This is a genomic window from Ruegeria sp. C10 (genome assembly GCF_056537805.1).
Genome location: NZ_JBQFSC010000001.1, coordinates 1,360,611 through 1,378,146, shown reverse-complemented (window position 1 = coordinate 1,378,146; position 17,536 = coordinate 1,360,611). Strand labels below are relative to the sequence as shown.

Sequence of the window (17,536 nt, the reverse complement as noted above, 5' to 3'; positions counted from 1 at the left end):
CCCGCCTCTCCCTTAAGCGAAGGTTGCGGCGTATTCGTCCAGCGCAGCCTTGATCTTGTCGGAAGCGTCACCCTTGATCTTGGGATCTTCGTCCGTGATCCACTGAAGCAGATCCGCGTGCTTGCCGCGCAGGTGCGCCAGCAGGCCAGCTTCGTAACGGCCAACATCGGACACGTCGATCTTATCGAGGTAACCATTGGTACCGGCGAAGATTACGCAGACGATTTCAGCGTTGGTCAGCGGCGAGTACTGCGGCTGTTTCATCAGCTCGGTCAGACGCGCACCACGGTTCAGCAGCTGCTGGGTCGCGGCGTCGAGGTCAGAACCAAACTGCGCAAAGGCAGCCATTTCGCGGTACTGAGCCAGCTCCAGCTTAACTGGACCGGCAACCGACTTCATCGAGTTGGTCTGAGCCGAGGAGCCCACACGCGAAACCGACAGACCGGTGTTCACGGCGGGGCGGATGCCTTGGTAGAACAGTTCGGTTTCCAGGAAGATCTGGCCGTCGGTGATCGAGATCACGTTGGTCGGAATAAACGCCGAAACGTCACCACCTTGAGTTTCGATAACCGGCAGAGCGGTCAGCGAGCCCGCACCGAAGTCTTCGTTCAGCTTTGCCGAACGTTCCAACAGACGCGAGTGGAGGTAGAAAACGTCGCCAGGATAGGCTTCACGTCCGGGCGGACGGCGCAGCAGCAGCGACATCTGACGATAGGACACAGCCTGCTTCGACAGGTCATCATAGATGATCAGCGCGTGGCGGCCGTTGTCACGGAAGTATTCGGCCATCGCGGTCGCGGCGTAAGGTGCCAGGAACTGCATCGGAGCCGGGTCGGACGCGGTTGCCGCCACAACGATCGAGTAGTCGATCGCACCGGACTCTTCCAGTTTCTTCACAAGCTGAGCAACGGTCGAACGCTTTTGACCGATCGCAACGTACACGCAGTACAGCTTCTTCGACTCGTCGTCGCCTGCTGCGTCGTTGTAAACTTTCTGGTTCAGGATCGCGTCCAGAGCAACGGCGGTTTTACCGGTCTGACGGTCACCAATGATCAGCTCACGCTGGCCACGGCCGATTGGGATCATTGCGTCAACCGATTTCAGGCCGGTTGCCATCGGCTCGTGAACCGATTTACGCGGAATGATGCCCGGCGCTTTAACGTCTGCAACGCCACGCTTGGTCGCGTTGATCGGGCCTTTGCCGTCCAGCGGGTTGCCCAGACCGTCAACAACGCGGCCCAGCAGCTCGTCACCGATCGGAACGTCCACGATCGAGTTGGTGCGCTTAACAGTGTCACCTTCTTTGATGTCACGGTCGGAACCGAAGATAACAACACCGACGTTGTCGCTTTCCAGGTTCAGCGCCATACCCATGATGCCGCCGGGGAATTCGACCATCTCACCGGCTTGCACATTGTCCAGGCCGTATACACGGGCAATCCCGTCACCGACGCTCAGCACGCGGCCGATCTCGGCCACTTCGGCTTCCTGACCAAAATTCTTGATCTGGTCCTTCAGGATTGCAGAAATCTCTGCAGCTTGGATTCCCATTTATCCGACCTCTTTCATTGCATTCTGTAGGGAGTTCAGCTTCGAACGGATCGAGCTATCGATCATTTTCGAGCCCACTTTAACGACAAGACCGCCGATGAGGCTTTCATCAACGGTCGCATTGATTGTCACGGTCTTGCCCACACGCTCGGACAGCGTCTTGGACAGTTTATCCATTTGGGTCTTGGTGAGCGCCTTGGCCGAGGCGACATCGGCGGTCACCTCGCCACGCTCGTCAGCCAGCATGTCGCGCAGAACCTGCACCAGTTGCGGTACAACGAACAGACGACGTTTCTGCGCCATCAGACCCAACGTATTGCGCAGGATGGCATGTAGGCCCATCTTGTCAGCAACAGCAGTGATTGCGCTTTCCTGTTCGGCGCGCGAAACCAAAGGCGATGCGATCAGGTCGCGCAATTCTGCGCTATCACCCAATGCGGCTGCCAGATCGTTGATTCCGCTTTCCAGACCTGCAAGGTCATTATTCTCTTTGGCGATCTCGAAGATCGCGGTGGCATAGCGCTCGGCGATGCCAGTGGAAATCGAAGCTGGTTCGGACACGTCCACCCTTCCGATATTTGAGGCCCCGATTTTGAGTAGCGGCCGCTACCTTGGGGCGTGAGGAAACCCCGTCCATTTAGGGCGGGGATCAAAATCACCGGGGATGTAGCAGAGGTGTTCCAACCAAGCAATACGCTATAGCGGTAACAGTTTTATCCACAAATTATTATTTTTCATACACTTAACCCAAGTGCGACCCTTTGGACCGATTGGGGCAGTTGAAAAATGTTACGAATATGCAGGTTTTTGCGATTCCTGTGACCTTTTTCCCGCATTTTTTCCGTTCAAAATGCGCCGGACTGTCACGCAGGCTTTAACAAACCATCCAACGCTTTGATCGGGCGCTTCGCTGTGTCTTTGGTAACGCTTCCGCTAGGTGGGCGAATGAGTTTACTGGCCTCAACCATAAGCACGCCTCCGGCCATGACGGTTGGGATGCGTTGTCCAGTCTTCTCGATCAGGCTACCTGATTTTAGCCAGAACCGACGGAACGAAGGCGGCAGGTAAAGCGCCGAGCAATGGTTTTCAGGGACGAAGTGGTGCGCGCGCAATTGGTTTTCCAACTGGGTTGTTGAATAGGGCTGCCCAAAGCCAAACGGCGTCCGGTCTGAGCGCGACCAAAGCCCGGCCCGGTTCGGTACGACAAATAGCACACGCCCTCCGGGCCCCAGAACGCGCCAGCATTCTTCCAGCAATTGACTGGGTCGGTTTGAAGTTTCCAAACCATGCATCACCACGAGTTTATCCACATGGCCTGTTTCGATTGGCCACATCGTCTCTTCGGTCAGAACGGAAACATTGGGCATCCCCGCAGGCCATGGCATTACACCCTGCGGACCAGGCATAAGACCAATCACACGGCGCGCATCTTTGAGGTAAGGCCGCAATAAAGGTACGGCAAAACCAAATCCGACCACAGTTTGCCCCTTGGCTTCGGGCCAAAGATCCACCAACCGACCACGGATCGCTGCCTGGGCCGCGCGACCCAGGGTGCTGCGATAGTAGAAATTCCTCAGATCCTGCACATCAAGATGCATTGCGGACACCCGGTCAATCGGCTTAGCTGGGCGCAGTCTAGCAATGAAAGGGCAAAAGGCCATGCCTCTTGAGATCGTTACCATTCCTTGCCTCAGCGATAATTACGCCTTTCTCGCCCATGATCCGGCCAGCGGTGAGACTGCCTTGATCGATGCGCCAGAGGCAGCTCCGATTCTGGCCGAACTGGATTCGCGCGGCTGGCAGCTAAGCCATGTGTTGTTGACACATCATCATTGGGATCATGTGGACGGGCTGAGCGGCATTCTAGCGAAACAGCCCGCGCGTGTGATCGGCGCAAAAGCAGATGAGCATCGCTTGCCAAAACTTGATCAGGCGGTGGTTGAAGGTGACACTTTTTATATCGGCGGTGAGCCGGTCGAGGTTCTTGATGTGTCCGGTCATACAATTGGGCACATTGCATTCTACATGCCCCAAACTGGCGTTGTATTCACCGCTGACAGCCTGATGGCGCTGGGATGTGGGCGATTGTTCGAGGGCACGCCTGCGCAAATGTGGGCCTCTCTCAGCAAGTTGGCGGCCCTGCCCGATGAAACAATCGTGTGCTCAGGCCACGAATACACACAGGCAAACGCCAAGTTCGCCCTGACCATCGATCCCGACAACCCAGCCTTGCTTGACCGCGTGGCCGATATTAATCGCACCCGCGCTGCCGGAGAAACCACTGTGCCTTCGCTTTTAGGCCTGGAAAAGGCGACAAATCCGTTTCTAAGGGCCACTGATCCGGCGATTCAGGTCCATCTGGGCATGGAAAACTCTGATCCCGTGTCCGTATTCGCCGAAATTCGAGCCCAAAAAGACAGCTTTTAACCCGTTTCAAGCCCCAATCACGGCCACGGTCACAACAAATGTGACTGTCAAGTGAAAGAAAACCCTTGAAGCCGGGGCGGGATCAACCAAACTCTAATAGTATGAGGACATGGTTGGGATGGGGATCCGGCCTGCAGCCCGCCCCCTTCCGGCCCAATACAGAGGAGCACCCGCGTGCCTTCATTCTCGAGCACACTTGAACAAGCCATCCACGCGGCCCTTGCGGCGGCGAATGAACGGCGACATGAATTCGCAACGCTAGAGCATCTGCTGCTGGCGCTTTTGGAAGAACCCGATGCGGTGCGCGTCATGAAAGCGTGCAGCGTCGATCTGGACGAGTTACGCAGCACCTTGGTCGAATTCATCGACGAAGATCTGTCAAACCTCGTCACTGATATCGACGGGTCAGAAGCAGTACCGACTGCAGCCTTCCAGCGTGTCATTCAGCGCGCCGCGATCCACGTTCAAAGCTCTGGCCGCACAGAGGTGACCGGGGCCAATGTACTGGTGGCCATCTTCGCCGAACGTGAAAGCAACGCAGCCTATTTCCTGCAAGAGCAGGACATGACCCGTTATGACGCGGTAAACTTCATCGCACATGGTGTGGCCAAAGACCCGGCCTATGGAGAGAATCGTCCTGTTACGGGTGCTGATGAAGCCGAAGAAGAGGCTCAGACGACCTCTGGTGACGCCGAGCAGAAAGAAAGCGCGCTTGGCAAATATTGCGTTGATCTGAACGCCAAATCACGCGCCGGTGATGTAGATCCGCTGATCGGACGCTCGGACGAGGTTGAACGCTGTATTCAGGTGCTGTGTCGCCGACGCAAGAACAACCCGCTGCTGGTAGGTGACCCCGGTGTCGGCAAAACCGCCATCGCCGAAGGTCTGGCGCATAAGATCGTTGCAGGCGAGGCCCCGGACGTGTTGTCGGAAACCACCATCTACTCGCTTGATATGGGCGCCCTGCTTGCAGGAACTCGCTATCGCGGCGATTTCGAAGAGCGTCTGAAAGCGGTTGTGACCGAATTGGAAGAGCACCCTGATGCGGTTCTCTTCATCGACGAGATTCACACTGTGATCGGAGCGGGTGCAACCTCGGGCGGTGCGATGGATGCGTCGAACCTGCTGAAGCCAGCGCTTCAGGGTGGCAAACTGCGCACCATGGGCTCGACCACGTATAAAGAGTTCCGTCAGCATTTCGAAAAAGACCGCGCGCTGAGCCGCCGATTCCAGAAAATCGACGTGAACGAGCCGTCGGTCGAGGACAGTGTCAAAATTCTGCGCGGTCTGAAACCGTATTTCGAAGAGCATCACTCGATCAAATATACTGCCGACGCGATCAAGACAGCTGTCGAATTGTCGGCGCGCTATATCAACGACCGCAAACTGCCCGACAAGGCCATCGACGTGATCGATGAGGCCGGGGCAGCGCAGCACCTGCTGGCCGAAAGCAAACGTCGCAAGACCATCGGCGTCAAAGAGATCGAGGCGGTGGTTGCCAAGATTGCGCGTATCCCACCCAAGAACGTCACCAAGGATGATGCCGAGGTTCTCAAAGATCTCGAAACCTCGCTGAAACGCGTGGTGTTTGGTCAAGATGAAGCGATCGAAGCGCTATCCAGTGCGATCAAACTGGCGCGCGCCGGTCTGCGTGAGCCCGAAAAACCCATCGGCAACTATCTGTTCGCTGGCCCCACCGGTGTTGGCAAAACAGAGGTGGCGAAACAGTTGGCTGACACGCTTGGTGTTGAACTGCTGCGTTTCGACATGTCGGAATACATGGAGAAGCACGCGGTCAGCCGTCTGATCGGTGCGCCTCCGGGTTATGTCGGGTTTGATCAGGGTGGTTTGCTGACCGACGGTGTCGACCAGCACCCACATTGCGTCTTGTTGCTTGATGAGATCGAAAAAGCGCACCCGGACGTATTCAATATCCTGTTGCAGGTGATGGATCACGGCGAATTGACCGACCACAATGGCCGGACGGTGAATTTCCGCAACGTGGTCCTGATCATGACTTCGAACGCAGGTGCGCAGGAGCAGGCGAAAGCCGCCATCGGCTTTGGCCGCGACCGGCGCGAAGGTGAGGATACCGCAGCGATCGAACGTATGTTCACGCCGGAGTTCCGCAACCGCCTGGACGCTGTAATCTCATTTGCACCACTACCGAAAGAGGTCATTTTGCAGGTCGTTGAGAAGTTTGTCCTGCAGCTGGAAGCACAGTTGCTGGATCGTGGCGTGACCATCGATCTGACACCGCGTGCCGCCGAATGGCTGGCCGACAAGGGCTATGATGACAAGATGGGTGCGCGTCCTCTGGGGCGTGTCATTCAGGAGCACATCAAGAAACCTCTGGCCGAAGAACTGCTATTCGGCAAACTGGCCAAAGGCGGCGTGGTCCGTGTCTCGATGAAGAAGGGCGAGCTGAACCTGGAAATCCTGGGCCCCGATCAGCCCCGCATTCCGGGCGACAAGCCCCCGCTTTTGACAGCGGACTAACCCACGGCTTCTATAACGAAAAACGCCCACCTTTTCGGTGGGCGTTTTTCATTTTTGGCAGGTAATCCAAGTTGGTTCGTACCAGCCTTATCGCTCTGTCAGCTTCAACTCGATCCGACGATTCTGGGCGCGCGCTTCGGTTGTGTCGGCGGGATTAACAGGCTGGAATTCTCCGAACCCGTTTGCCGCCAAACGATCAGGTGGAATGCCCAGTGCGTCAACCATGTAGCGCACCACAGAAAGGGCACGACCCTGGCTGAGCTCCCAGTTGTCGCGATATCGTCCGCTGCCTGCAAGTGGCACATTATCGGTGTGACCATCGACACGGATGACCCAGTTCAACCCTTCGGGTATTTCTGCGGCAACGCTTCGCAGAATATTGGCAACTTTGGCAACCTCCTGACGACCTTCCGCAGACAGGTTTGCGGACCCGGTGGCAAACAACACCTCAGACGAGAACACGAAACGGTCACCTTCAATGCGCACGCCATCCTGATCGCCCAGCACATCGCGCAGTCGCCCGAAGAATTCCGAGCGATAGCGCTGCAAATCCTCGGCCTGTGCGGCTAGTTCCTGATTTTGGCCCGCCAGTTTCTCGGCCTCGGCTTCCAGCCGAATACGTTCAGCCTCTTCCAGCAGTCGGCGACGGCGTTCTTCCGAGGCTGCGCGCGCTAGAGCGGCATTCAGATCCTGGCCCAGCGTCTGTATCTGGATCTCGGCGGCGGTATTACGTTCTTCGTAATCGTCTAACAAAGCCTGCAGCGACCCCAACTGGCTGCGCAGGGCTGCCATCTGCTGATTAAGCAGCGCGGTCTGACGTTGCGCTTCGGTCGAGATTTCCTGTTCCGATGCAAGCGCCTCTCGGGCGAGCGCCAGCAGCGCCGCGCGCTCCTCGGCCAGCGACCTTTGTTCAGCTTCATTTGCTAGTGCTTGGGTTTGGGCATCCAGTGCCGCCTGCAGTTGTTCCCTCAGTTCTTCGGCATTGATCTCACCGAACTGACGCTCAAGCTCTGCCTTGGCAGCCTGTGCCGCAGCTAGCAAAGTCAGGGTATCCTCGGCTTCCTTTCGCTGCGCTTCCAGCGCCAAGGTCATCGCTGTCAGTTCAGCATCTGCATTCTGCAATCGATCACGCAACGCCTCAGCAGCGGCGGCTTCGGCCAGACGCGCGGCCTCTTCCTCGGTCAGTTGCTGTTCTAGCTCGGATATCTGAGCTGCCTGTGCATCTTCGCTGGTTTCAAGTTCGGCGACGAGAGCTTCAAGTGCTTCGCGTCGAGCCGCGGCAAGGCGGGCGGCTTCGGCCTGTGCGTCGATTTCTTGTCTGCTTTGAGCAAGTGCCAAATTCAAGGCATCTTGTTCATTTAGCAACTCATCGCGTTGCGTTTCTAGCGCGGCGATATCCCCCTGCGCACGCGCCTGATCAGCCAGCAAAGCCGCGACCTGTGCTTCAAAGTCGGTTATGCGGGTTTGTGCCTGCGCCAGATCGTCTTCGACCTGATTAAGCGTTGCATTCAAGTTCCCAAGACGCGCTTGAAGACGGCTGTTTTCCCGCTCTTCCAGCCCCAGCGCCCCGGCCAGAGCGGCGATTTCGTCGGACAGCGCAGTCAGTTCATCCTCTTGCCCTGAAATGGTTTCGCGCAGCACAAATTGCACGACCATGAAGATGGTCAGCACAAAGGTCAGCACCATCAACAATCCCGTCATCGCATCCACGAAGCCGGGCCAGACCGAGCCCGAAAACCGTTGACCTGTGCGGCGGGACAGCGCCATGGGTTACTCTCCTTCCGGGGGGGTACGTACGGCGCCCCGTGGCAAAGTCAACGCTTTGACCAGCAGCTCAAAATCCTTGCGGAGTTCGTTCATGCTGTCCTGACGACCAGCGGAGATTTCTTCGAGTATACGCAGCAACTGAACATCCATTGACCGCAGGCGCATGCGGCTTTCCGCATCAATCCCCTCGCCCGCGCCATGTTCGCGCATGTGATCCAACAAAGCGTCCTGCCCCAGCGCCACACGTTCAAGCGCAGCCGTAACACCTTCGGTCTGGGCCTGACGCTGGTTCATTTCCCCGATGACATCGACCAAATGTCCCAGTTTGGTCGAGACGTTCGTACGATCAACTTCTTGCGCCGAGAACATGTCCTGCAGTGCATCCATTTGTTCAGACATGGCGTCCAGTACTGGGGTCAGCACGGCCAGTTCCGCGCCGCCCTCATCGCCCGCAGCAAAGCCAACGCGGGTGATTGAGGACAACCATTCTTCCAATTCGCGATAGAACCGGTTCTGGCCATGGCCCGCGAATAGTTCCAGCAAACCGACGATCAAGGATCCGGCCAGACCCAGCAATGACGACCCAAAAGCAACGCCCATGCCCTGCAGCTGCGCTTCCAATCCTGTCATCAGACGGTTGAAGACGGCCAGACCTTCTTCACCTTCCTGCGGGTTCAGGCTGCGGATCGTATCAACGATGGCGGGGACAGTGGTGGCCAAACCAAAAAATGTCCCCAGTAGGCCAAGGTAGATCAGCACGTTGGTGATGTAGCGGGTGATCTCGCGCTCTTCTTCGACCCGTTCGGCGACGGAATCGAGGATCGATCGGGTAGAGCTAGAGCTGATCTGAGACCGCGCCCCGCGTTCCCTCAACAACGACGCCAGTGGGGCAAGCAGTTGCGGCGGGCGCACATCGTCACGTTCGACCCCTCCGGCAAAGGCTTCGATCCAACGAACCGATCCGATCAACTGTGTGACCTGCAGAAAACAGGCAGCGACACCGATGACAAAGACCAGCAAAATGAACCCGTTAAGATACAGATTGGCCTGAATAACCGGCAGCACATATGGCAACGCCATGAACACGCCAAGTCCTGACAGCCCTATTGCGATCAGCATCATCAAAATCTGACGGATCGGTTGTGAGAAATGTGGTCTCACGCCCTGTTGTGCCTGCGCCATGCGCGTGGCTCCTGGTATTGTCTGCTCTGGGCTGAACCTATCGAAGTTCGCCCCGTGACGCCAAGAGTTTATGCGCTGATTGTCCGCACCCGTTGCGACAACCACTCAAGATCAGGGTCGTGCAGTCCGATCTCGGTCAAGTGCGAGGCAGTATTGTAGAGATATTCGGTATTTGGCCCACGTCCGCCAACCGCGTGGGCGATGATCTGAGCCTGCTCTTCCAATGGAAGACCGCCGCAATACTGAACGTGGTGAGCATCGATGACGTAAGTCACTGCATTTACGATCTGCCCGCAGTCCAGATGCACGTCCAGCATCCGCTCCAGATAGGCTGACGAGATCAGCTCACGCTCACGCAATTCAGCCAAAGTGCGCTCTTCGTGACCTGCCTCGACAGCAAGCGCCAATCCAGTGCAATGCGCGTCTGGCTGTTCGTCCAGCGCCAATACCAAACCGGGGTCTTCTTCCGTGCCGCGATGGTGGATAGAGCGCATGCAAAACGACCGCGCATATCCGTGCAATTTAGCGCGTTCGCTGCGTGCCACCGGAAAGCCCGGGTTCCACAGCAGCGATCCATATCCGAATACCCACATCGTCATTGCACTGGTCCTTGCCCGTTTGGCCCTATAAACATCAAATCCGAGGCAGGAAAAAGGGCCATTCATCATGCGCCGTCTGATACGCGTTTTCGTATTTATCGCCCTCGCGTGGAGCGCCTACTGGTTTGTCGCCGGTTATGGTCTGCGAAACGCCCTGACCGGTTGGTTTGACCGGCAGCAAGAACTGGGCTGGCAGGCCGAATTCTCCGACGTGTCGACGGCAGGATATCCATTTCAGCACATCACACGCCTGAATAATCCCGCTTTGGCCGATCCGGTCAACGGAACGGCGTGGAGTGCGGACTGGGTCGAGTTCCAAAGCCCAGCAATCTGGCCCGGCCGCCAGATGCTGCGCTTTGCCAGTACGCCGCAGCGCCTTTCCTATTTCGACCAGACCACGACCGTTCAGGCCGAAGCGCTACAAGCCGAATTGCAGCTCCAACCCGGTGTCGCGCTGGTGCTCGAGAAAATGGCGCTGACCTCAAAGCGCTGGCTGCTGACAACCGAAGGTAATCCGCAAGCCGGAGGCCAGTCGCTGAGCCTTGTGATGGAGCAATCTGGAGCGCCCGAAAGCTATGGGATTACCGCGAAGATCGACGGATTTACCCCCGGCGATGATCTGAGACGCCTGATGCGTTCAGCATCGACCCTGCCGCAATCGTTCGAAACGCTGGAAATGGAAATGTTTGTCACTTTCGACAAACCCTGGGACCGCACCGCACTTGAGCAGCGTCGCCCCCAACCCGTTGCGATTGATCTGCGTTTGACAGAAATGAAATGGGGTGAGCTGCGTCTGTTCGCCACCGGCGAACTGGAAATTGACGAACAGGGCATTCCAACAGGTGAAATTGCGATGAAAGCCGAAAACTGGCGCGACATGATCGCGATGGCAAACGCCGCAGGTGCGCTGCCGGATCAGGCAGTCGATCCTGTGACCCGCGCATTGGGCTTCATGGCTGGACTGGGTGGCAACCCAAATGCGCTGGATTTACAGCTGAATTTCAGAGATGGGTTCGTCGCCTTGGGTCCGTTGCCCCTTGCTCCTGCCCCGAGACTGGTACTGCGTTAACGGCAATAGGTGCCGCTGCGGTAGCGCGCGGTGTCTAGGTGGAAATGATCCCGATGGAAGCGATCAGAGTTTGGTCCGAGAACCGTGCCAAATGGCCCACACGCGCCGCGCCATACCTTGGTCAGTTGCTTCTTGGACGGATTTTTGCGCCAGCCATTTAGAACCGTCACCACCTCACCATCGGCCATCTTGAAGCCCGAAATGTCGATGGCGCGCCCTTTACCATGCTCAGAGATCCGCGCCCCTTTACGGTTGTTACGTGTTCTGCAGGCGTAATGCGCGGCGACCTGTAGCTCGACCACCGGACCTCGGCGTTTGAACGTGGGCTTTACAGTTTTGTCGACCCAATTATTCAGCGCCTGTGCAGTGCCGCAATCCATCGTCGCTGGGCGGCTCAGCCCGACCCCCGATACTGAGGTGATTTGCACTGCATCCTTAATCCCGCAGGCTTTGATCTTGCCCTTCACACGTCCAACCGGCTTACCCTGAATATCGATATCGCCACAGACTGAACCCTTACGCAGCTTGCGTTTCTTAAGAAAGACGCGTTGTTCCAATTCTTCCGGGCGCACAAACGGGCGGATCGAATTCTCGGGCCCGAGCAATGGTAATTCAGCGGGACGGGCTGCAGCGGCCGTTACCTGCGGCGAAGCGGGCCGTAGCACCGGCCGGATGTTGGGGGTGACGATTGCCACCATCGCTTGGGTGGTTTCCGGGCGCGTCAACGGCACAATAGAAGTTTCAGGCGCCGCCGCATTTGCAGTCGTTGCCGCCAAAGCAACGCAGAAAATCAAATGGCTGCAACCGATCTTTCTCATGTCGATGTTTTTCCCCGCCCGAAATCTGGCGCATCCGTATCCTGGCCCGCATCAATGATGCCGCGGCGGATCGCCCGTGTGCGCGTAAAGTAGTCGAACAATTGCTCTCCGTCACCTGTTCGGATGGCCCGCTGTAGCGCAAAGAGCTCTTCCGTAAACCGGCCCAGAATCTCCAGCGTTGCGTCTTTGTTGGTCAGAAACACATCACGCCACATCGTCGGGTCCGAAGCCGCGATGCGGGTGAAATCGCGGAAACCAGCTGCCGAATACTTGATGACTTCGGTGTCTGTAACCCGCCGGAGATCATCCGCAACACCCACCATCGTATAGGCAATCAGGTGAGGTGCGTGCGAGGTGACCGCCAGCACCAAATCATGATGCGCGGCGTCCATCTCATCGACATTCGATCCCATACCCTCCCACAAAGCCCGCAGGCGAGCGATCGCATCCGGGTCGGAATCTTCGACCGGCACCAACAGGCACCAACGATTGTCGAACAGTTCGGCGAATCCCGATTCAGGCCCGGAATGCTCGGTCCCGGCCAGAGGGTGTGCCGGAATGAAATGAACGCTATCGGGTATGTGGGGTGAGACGGCGTCAATCACGTGACGCTTTACCGACCCCACGTCTGAAACGGTGGCACCGGATTTCAGAACCGGCGCAATCTGCTGCGCCACAGGTCCCATTGCACCAACGGGGACACACAAAACCACTAGATCAGCACCTTCGACCGCCTCTTCCGCGGTCTCGCAAACCCGGTCACAAAGGCCGATCTGGCGCGCCGTCTCGCGGGTTGCCTCGGATCGCGCATAGCCCGTCACTTCCCCCGCAAGCCCAGCCCGTTTGATCGCCCAGAACATGGACGATGCAATCAGGCCCAACCCGATCAGCGCAACACGGTCGTAAATCTGGCTCATACAGCGCCCCCTTTGAACGCAGTAATCGCTGCAACCACGCGACCGCAGGCGATTTCGTCGCCTACGGTGATCCGCAGCGCGTTTGGCAGGTTGTAGCCCGCGACCCGCCGCACGATCAAACCCTGCGTTTTCAAATAGTCATCGCAGGCTTCCGCCTCGGCCCTGTCAGCAAAACGGGCGAGGATGAAATTCGTGCATGACACATCGGATGAAACGCCGACCTTCGCCAGTTCATCAGACAACCAAATCCGGAGGCGTGCGTTTTCAGACAGGCAGAACCGCAGATATTCCTCATCCCGCACGGCGGCCTCGGCCGCCGCGAGAGCCGTCAGCGATAGGTTGAACGGCTGACGAACGCGGTTCAGCACATCAATAATCTCTTTCGCCGCATAGCCCCAGCCAACGCGCATCCCACCTAGACCGTACACTTTCGAAAACGTCCGGGTCATGATGACATTGCTAAACCGGTCCACCAGCCCTGCGCCTCCATCGAAACCATCGACAAATTCGGCATACGCACCATCCAGCACCATCAGGCAATTGGCTGGCAATGCATCCGCCAACCTCTGCAATTCGGCGTCAGAGACCATGGTTGAAGTAGGATTTCCCGGATTGGTCACAAAGACAATCCGTGTCTGCCCAGTGACCGCGGCAAGGATGCTATCTACGTCTACACGGCGATCCCTCTCGGGCACCATGACCGGGGTCGCGCCCGCCATTCGCGCGATGATCGGATACATGGAGAATCCATGCTCGGTATAAATCACCTCATCACCCGGACCAGCATAGGCCTGCGCTACGAACTGCAACACTTCATCACTGCCGACACCGCAGATGACCCGATTGGCATCCAGTCCGTGCCGTTCAGAAATTGCGGCGCGCAGGCTGGCATGATCGGTGCTGGGATAACGATGCAGCGAAACGGCACTTTCGCGCACCGCTTCGATCGCCTTGGGACTTGGCCCAAACGGGTTTTCGTTGGAACTCAGCTTGATGACATCCGCAACACCGTCAACATGCGACTGTCCGCCCTGATACAGCGCGATGTCCATTATGCCGGGTTGAGGTGTGATCTGGTTCATGAGGGGCTCCACTAGCTTGGCCCCTCATACCTTTCTCAACGGGTTGAGAAAAGCGGCAATTATCTTACGCCGCTTTGAAGCGCGCCGTCGCCGGATCGGCATTGTAGAATGGGACGAATTCCTCGGTCCGGCGCGACAGCTCGTTAACGCTGTCGATAATGAACTGAACGGTCTCTTCGCTCATGAGGTAAGAGAAATTCAACCGCACCCAACCCGGTTTCTTCATTTCCTCACCCTCCGACAGGGCCGCATGCAATTCTTCCGATGTTGCCCGATCAATGCCCAGCAGACGATGCGCATAGGGTCCGGCACAGGCACAGCCGCCACGTGCCTGGATGCCGTAGATATCGCTGAGCATCCGGGTAAACAGCTGCTGATGCACCGGCTGCCCATTCCGATCGCACACGAGGAACGAGAATATCGGCAGGCGGTGTGCATTCTCGGCACCTAGCAATGTCAGATGTGGGTTGTCGGACCACCCATCCAACGCCATGCGGTTACACTGCGCCTCACGCTGCGCGATCTCATCCGTTCCGACCGCATCCTTGACGATGAAGACCAGGGCCGCACGAATGTCTCCGATCACATTTGGTGTACCCGCCTCTTCTCGTGTCGCGAGATCGGCGCTGTAGTCGTGTCGCCAAGGCGAGACAAAGCTGACAGTCCCACCGCCGGGCCAACTCGGACACGTCCGCTTCACAGCGCATTGGTTAACGACCAGAACACCCGACGCCCCCGGCCCACCCGGAAACTTATGCGGAGAGACAACGATCGCGTCCTTCCGCGCATCTTCCGGCCCCATATCCATTGGCAAATAAGGTCCACCACCCGCATAGTCCCATACCGCAAGCGCACCATGCTCTTTCAGCATCCGCGTCACTGGATCAGGGTCGGTGATGATGCCGGTGACGTTTGACGCCGCTGAGAATGACCCAATCACAAGATCGGAATCTGCGTGCTCTACCAGTGCCGCCTTTAGCGCCTGCATATCGGGACCGCCGTCAACGGCTTCTGGAATCTCGATCACCCGCGCCTTGCTTTCACGCCACGGCAGAATGTTCGAATGATGCTCATACGGACCAATCAAAACGACCGGCTGATTAGCCTCTTGCACTCCCAGCAGACTAACCAGCCGGTTGAGACCCGCTGTAGCGCCAGACCCGGTAAAGATCACCGCGTCCTCTTCCTTGGCGCCAACTATGCGGGCGATCTCGGCCCGCGCCTCGCGGCGCAAACGGGTTATATAGGAACCGCAATAGGAGGCTTCGGTGTGGCTGTTGGCATAGAACGGCAACACATGCTCGGCCACGAAATTTTCGACCTGTCGCAACGCGCGACCCGAGGCAACGTAGTCCGCATACACAAGCGGCACGTCCCCATGCAGACCCGGGATGAGTACCCCCTCACCGATCAGCCCATCACGCAGAGTATTTCCGTGAGCAGCAGATTGAATTTCTGCGCGAAAGTTGGACAAGGTCATAACACAGGCTCCATATTGCTAACTCCAATATGATTGATCCATCCTGTGGAAACCTCACAATTTTATGCTTTATATGTCCGATTTTTGTGTCATATGAGTTTCTATGGAGAAAAAATTAGATCAAATTGACACGCGTCTTCTGAAGGAACTGCAAAAAGACGCAACACTTTCCCAGCGAGAATTGGCAGATAGGGTCGGCCTGTCCCAAAATGCCTGCTGGCGAAGAATAAAGGCCTTGAACGACACAGGTGTCCTGCAAGGTTCTACGGCGCGCATCGCGCGCGAAAAGCTTGGGCTGAATCTGGTGGTTTTCGTCATGCTACGCACGCGCCACCACTCTGCCCAATGGTTGCAGGCCTTTCGCAGTCATGTCCTGACCATTCCTGAAGTGGTCGATTTCCATCGCATTGGCGGCGACTATGACTATCAACTCAAGGTCGTTACAGAAGATATGGCCTCTTACGACAAAGTCTATCAACGCCTCATCGATAAGATCGAACTGGACAGCGTCACCTCCTATTTCGCAATGGAGGCCATTGCCGAAAGTCGCCCGCTTCCTATCTGATCCGCCTCTTCATCTGGCCAAATATATCTCGGGGGAGTCGCGCAGCGACTGGGGCAGAGCCCCATCAAAACAAAAAAGACCGCGCTGAAAGCGCGGCCCTTAAACTCAACAGGTCGGCGAAGATTAGTTCTTCGCGTAGAATTCGACGACCAGGTTCGGTTCCATCATAACCGGGTAAGGCACATCGCTCAGGCCCGGTGCACGCACGAAAGTCGCGGTCATTTTCGAGTGGTCGGCGTCGATGTAGTCAGGCACATCACGCTCGGCCAAGCCGACAGCTTCCAGGACAACGGCCAACTGCTTGGACTTGTCACGCACTTCGATAACGTCGCCTTCTTTGACGCGGTAGGACGGGATGTTGACCCGCTTGCCGTTCACTTTAACGTGGCCGTGGTTCACGAACTGACGTGCGGCGAACACGGTCGGAACAAACTTGGCGCGGTAAACAACGGCGTCCAGACGGCGCTCCAGCAGACCGATCAGGTTTTCACCGGTGTCACCTTTGACACGTTCGGCTTCTGCATAGATGCGGCGGAACTGCTTCTCGGTCAGGTCGCCGTAGTAGCCTTTCAGCTTCTGCTTGGCACGTAGCTGCAGACCGAAGTCAGACAGTTTGCCCTTGCGGCGCTGGCCGTGCTGGCCGGGGCCGTATTCACGACGGTTAACCGGGGATTTCGGACGACCCCAGATGTTTTCGCCCATCCGGCGGTCGATTTTATACTTGGCAGACGTGCGTTTGGTCACGGCTGATCTCCTTCTTTAGATCGAGGCCCCGATGGGCCACTATGAAGGGCGTTGTCCTCTTGAGGTTTCCCCCATGACAGGCATCCCCTCGCGGGGGCCACCAACACCAATGAAGCCGCGCTTATATCCCTGCTTCGGCCAGAGTCAACACGCCAGAGCAAGCAAAGGGTAGGATTTCTGCTTAGAGTTGGAATCTTTCTGAGAAGTATCCGTTATTCAGCGGCCCAACCGGCAGTATTTGATAGACTTACCGGCACTGAACTTGCATTTGCACGAGCCGCCGGGAACACGACAACCTTGTCGTCATAACCGCTGTCAATCTCAACAGGTTCAATATGTGAAGCTGCCGAACTGACCCAGAAATCTTGATCAGGCTCAGGGTATCCATCCTCAAACACAAGCACCAGAGACGCTTCGTTCACCTCACGCACCAGCTCGGCAACGAAAGTCTGAGCCCCGTTTGACAACTCGATCTTGGCACTTTCGTTGATCTCGCCGGGGTTGGCGAAACTGGCTCCGGCCGCCAATAAAAATCCAAGACCGGTGGAGCCTGCGTGCAGCGCAACTTGGTCTGCACTTGCGGCGAGTTGGACCCCTCGCCCCCTCCAGGACCAAGAACTGCCAACGCACAAGTGGGCCAAAGGCGCCGCCTCAAGCCCGTCAACTTCCGTCTGTGTCCAAAATATTGCTATTCGACCGTTATAACCGGTTCTCATCTGTCCGCCCGCACTTTTACTCATCCCACAAGTAACTGTGCTTGTGTATCAACGAAAAAATGGGCGGAAAAGAGACCGAAATGCAGCAATCACGAAAATGTTGCTAAAGAACAGCCTCAT

The 17,536-nt window shown here is 57.0% G+C and carries 16 protein-coding genes; 4 read left to right on the top strand and 12 right to left on the bottom strand.

The annotated features are described in order from the left end of the window. Positions 1–12: 12 nt before the first annotated feature. The 3 genes from atpA to ACR0DE_RS06535 form a co-directional block, all read right to left on the bottom strand. Complete coding sequence (gene atpA / locus ACR0DE_RS06545; RefSeq protein ID WP_170392443.1) at positions 13–1,551, bottom strand: F0F1 ATP synthase subunit alpha; 1,539 nt, start codon at positions 1,549–1,551, stop codon at positions 13–15. Further along, positions 1,552–2,112 carry a F0F1 ATP synthase subunit delta gene (locus ACR0DE_RS06540; protein ID WP_170564161.1) on the bottom strand — a complete coding sequence of 187 codons (561 nt, stop codon included), beginning with the start codon at positions 2,110–2,112 and terminating at the stop codon, positions 1,552–1,554. It abuts the gene before it with no gap. Positions 2,113–2,414: 302 nt separating this feature from the next. Next, positions 2,415–3,149, bottom strand: coding sequence for a methyltransferase domain-containing protein (locus ACR0DE_RS06535; RefSeq protein WP_170401881.1), 735 nt, complete (start codon positions 3,147–3,149; stop codon positions 2,415–2,417). Between the two features lie 61 nt (positions 3,150–3,210). Here ACR0DE_RS06535 and gloB point away from each other — a divergent pair, with 61 nt between their 5' ends. Together gloB and clpA are read left to right on the top strand one after the other, a co-directional pair. Then, positions 3,211–3,978 carry a hydroxyacylglutathione hydrolase gene (gloB, locus tag ACR0DE_RS06530; RefSeq protein WP_480752351.1) on the top strand — a complete coding sequence of 256 codons (768 nt, stop codon included), beginning with the start codon at positions 3,211–3,213 and terminating at the stop codon, positions 3,976–3,978. Positions 3,979–4,152: 174 nt separating this feature from the next. Beyond that, the gene (gene clpA, locus ACR0DE_RS06525; RefSeq protein WP_170401887.1) at positions 4,153–6,477 is read left to right on the top strand and encodes an ATP-dependent Clp protease ATP-binding subunit ClpA; all 2,325 of its coding nucleotides are present in this window, start codon (positions 4,153–4,155) and stop codon (positions 6,475–6,477) included. Positions 6,478–6,564: 87 nt separating this feature from the next. Here the strand turns inward: clpA and ACR0DE_RS06520 are convergent, their stop codons facing one another. The 3 genes from ACR0DE_RS06520 to ACR0DE_RS06510 all read right to left on the bottom strand — a co-directional run bounded on the left by ACR0DE_RS06520 (position 6,565) and on the right by ACR0DE_RS06510 (position 10,025). Continuing rightward, positions 6,565–8,244: a peptidoglycan -binding protein gene (locus ACR0DE_RS06520; protein ID WP_480752350.1), complete on the bottom strand. Its 1,680-nt coding sequence runs from the start codon at positions 8,242–8,244 to the stop codon at positions 6,565–6,567. A gap of 3 nt (positions 8,245–8,247) precedes the next feature. After that, positions 8,248–9,426: a biopolymer transporter ExbB gene (locus ACR0DE_RS06515; RefSeq protein WP_170392455.1), complete on the bottom strand. Its 1,179-nt coding sequence runs from the start codon at positions 9,424–9,426 to the stop codon at positions 8,248–8,250. A gap of 68 nt (positions 9,427–9,494) precedes the next feature. Beyond that, the gene (locus ACR0DE_RS06510) at positions 9,495–10,025 is read right to left on the bottom strand and encodes a gamma-glutamylcyclotransferase (RefSeq protein WP_170392457.1); all 531 of its coding nucleotides are present in this window, start codon (positions 10,023–10,025) and stop codon (positions 9,495–9,497) included. 67 nt (positions 10,026–10,092) lie between these two features. On the opposite strand from ACR0DE_RS06510, the gene ACR0DE_RS06505 reads away from it, so the two are divergent. Further along, positions 10,093–11,094, top strand: a complete 1,002-nt coding sequence (locus ACR0DE_RS06505) for a DUF2125 domain-containing protein (protein ID WP_480752348.1) — start codon at positions 10,093–10,095, stop codon at positions 11,092–11,094. Here the strand turns inward: ACR0DE_RS06505 and ACR0DE_RS06500 are convergent. The 4 genes from ACR0DE_RS06500 to ACR0DE_RS06485 form a co-directional block, all read right to left on the bottom strand. Then, positions 11,091–11,912: an extensin family protein gene (locus ACR0DE_RS06500; protein WP_170801999.1), complete on the bottom strand. Its 822-nt coding sequence runs from the start codon at positions 11,910–11,912 to the stop codon at positions 11,091–11,093. The genes ACR0DE_RS06505 and ACR0DE_RS06500 overlap by 4 nt on opposite strands. Next, positions 11,909–12,829, bottom strand: coding sequence for a prephenate/arogenate dehydrogenase family protein (locus tag ACR0DE_RS06495; RefSeq protein WP_480752347.1), 921 nt, complete (start codon positions 12,827–12,829; stop codon positions 11,909–11,911). Before ACR0DE_RS06495 ends, ACR0DE_RS06500 begins: the two co-directional genes overlap by 4 nt. Beyond that, complete coding sequence (gene hisC, locus ACR0DE_RS06490) at positions 12,826–13,911, bottom strand: histidinol-phosphate transaminase (RefSeq protein ID WP_170392463.1); 1,086 nt, start codon at positions 13,909–13,911, stop codon at positions 12,826–12,828. Before hisC ends, ACR0DE_RS06495 begins: the two co-directional genes overlap by 4 nt. A 64-nt stretch (positions 13,912–13,975) precedes the next feature. Then, entirely contained in the window at positions 13,976–15,391 is a 1,416-nt protein-coding gene (locus ACR0DE_RS06485; RefSeq protein WP_480752345.1) for an aminotransferase class V-fold PLP-dependent enzyme, read from the bottom strand. A gap of 103 nt (positions 15,392–15,494) precedes the next feature. Here ACR0DE_RS06485 and ACR0DE_RS06480 point away from each other — a divergent pair, with 103 nt between their 5' ends. Continuing rightward, positions 15,495–15,956 carry an Lrp/AsnC family transcriptional regulator gene (locus ACR0DE_RS06480; protein WP_170401903.1) on the top strand — a complete coding sequence of 154 codons (462 nt, stop codon included), beginning with the start codon at positions 15,495–15,497 and terminating at the stop codon, positions 15,954–15,956. Between the two features lie 123 nt (positions 15,957–16,079). Here the strand turns inward: ACR0DE_RS06480 and rpsD are convergent, their stop codons facing one another. Together rpsD and ACR0DE_RS06470 are read right to left on the bottom strand one after the other, a co-directional pair. Then, a complete protein-coding gene (rpsD, locus tag ACR0DE_RS06475) occupies positions 16,080–16,700 on the bottom strand; it encodes a 30S ribosomal protein S4 (RefSeq protein WP_170392466.1) in 621 nt (206 codons plus the stop codon). A 212-nt stretch (positions 16,701–16,912) separates the two neighbouring features. Then, entirely contained in the window at positions 16,913–17,227 is a 315-nt protein-coding gene (locus ACR0DE_RS06470) for a hypothetical protein (protein ID WP_170392467.1), read from the bottom strand. Between the last annotated feature and the right edge of the window lie 309 nt (positions 17,228–17,536).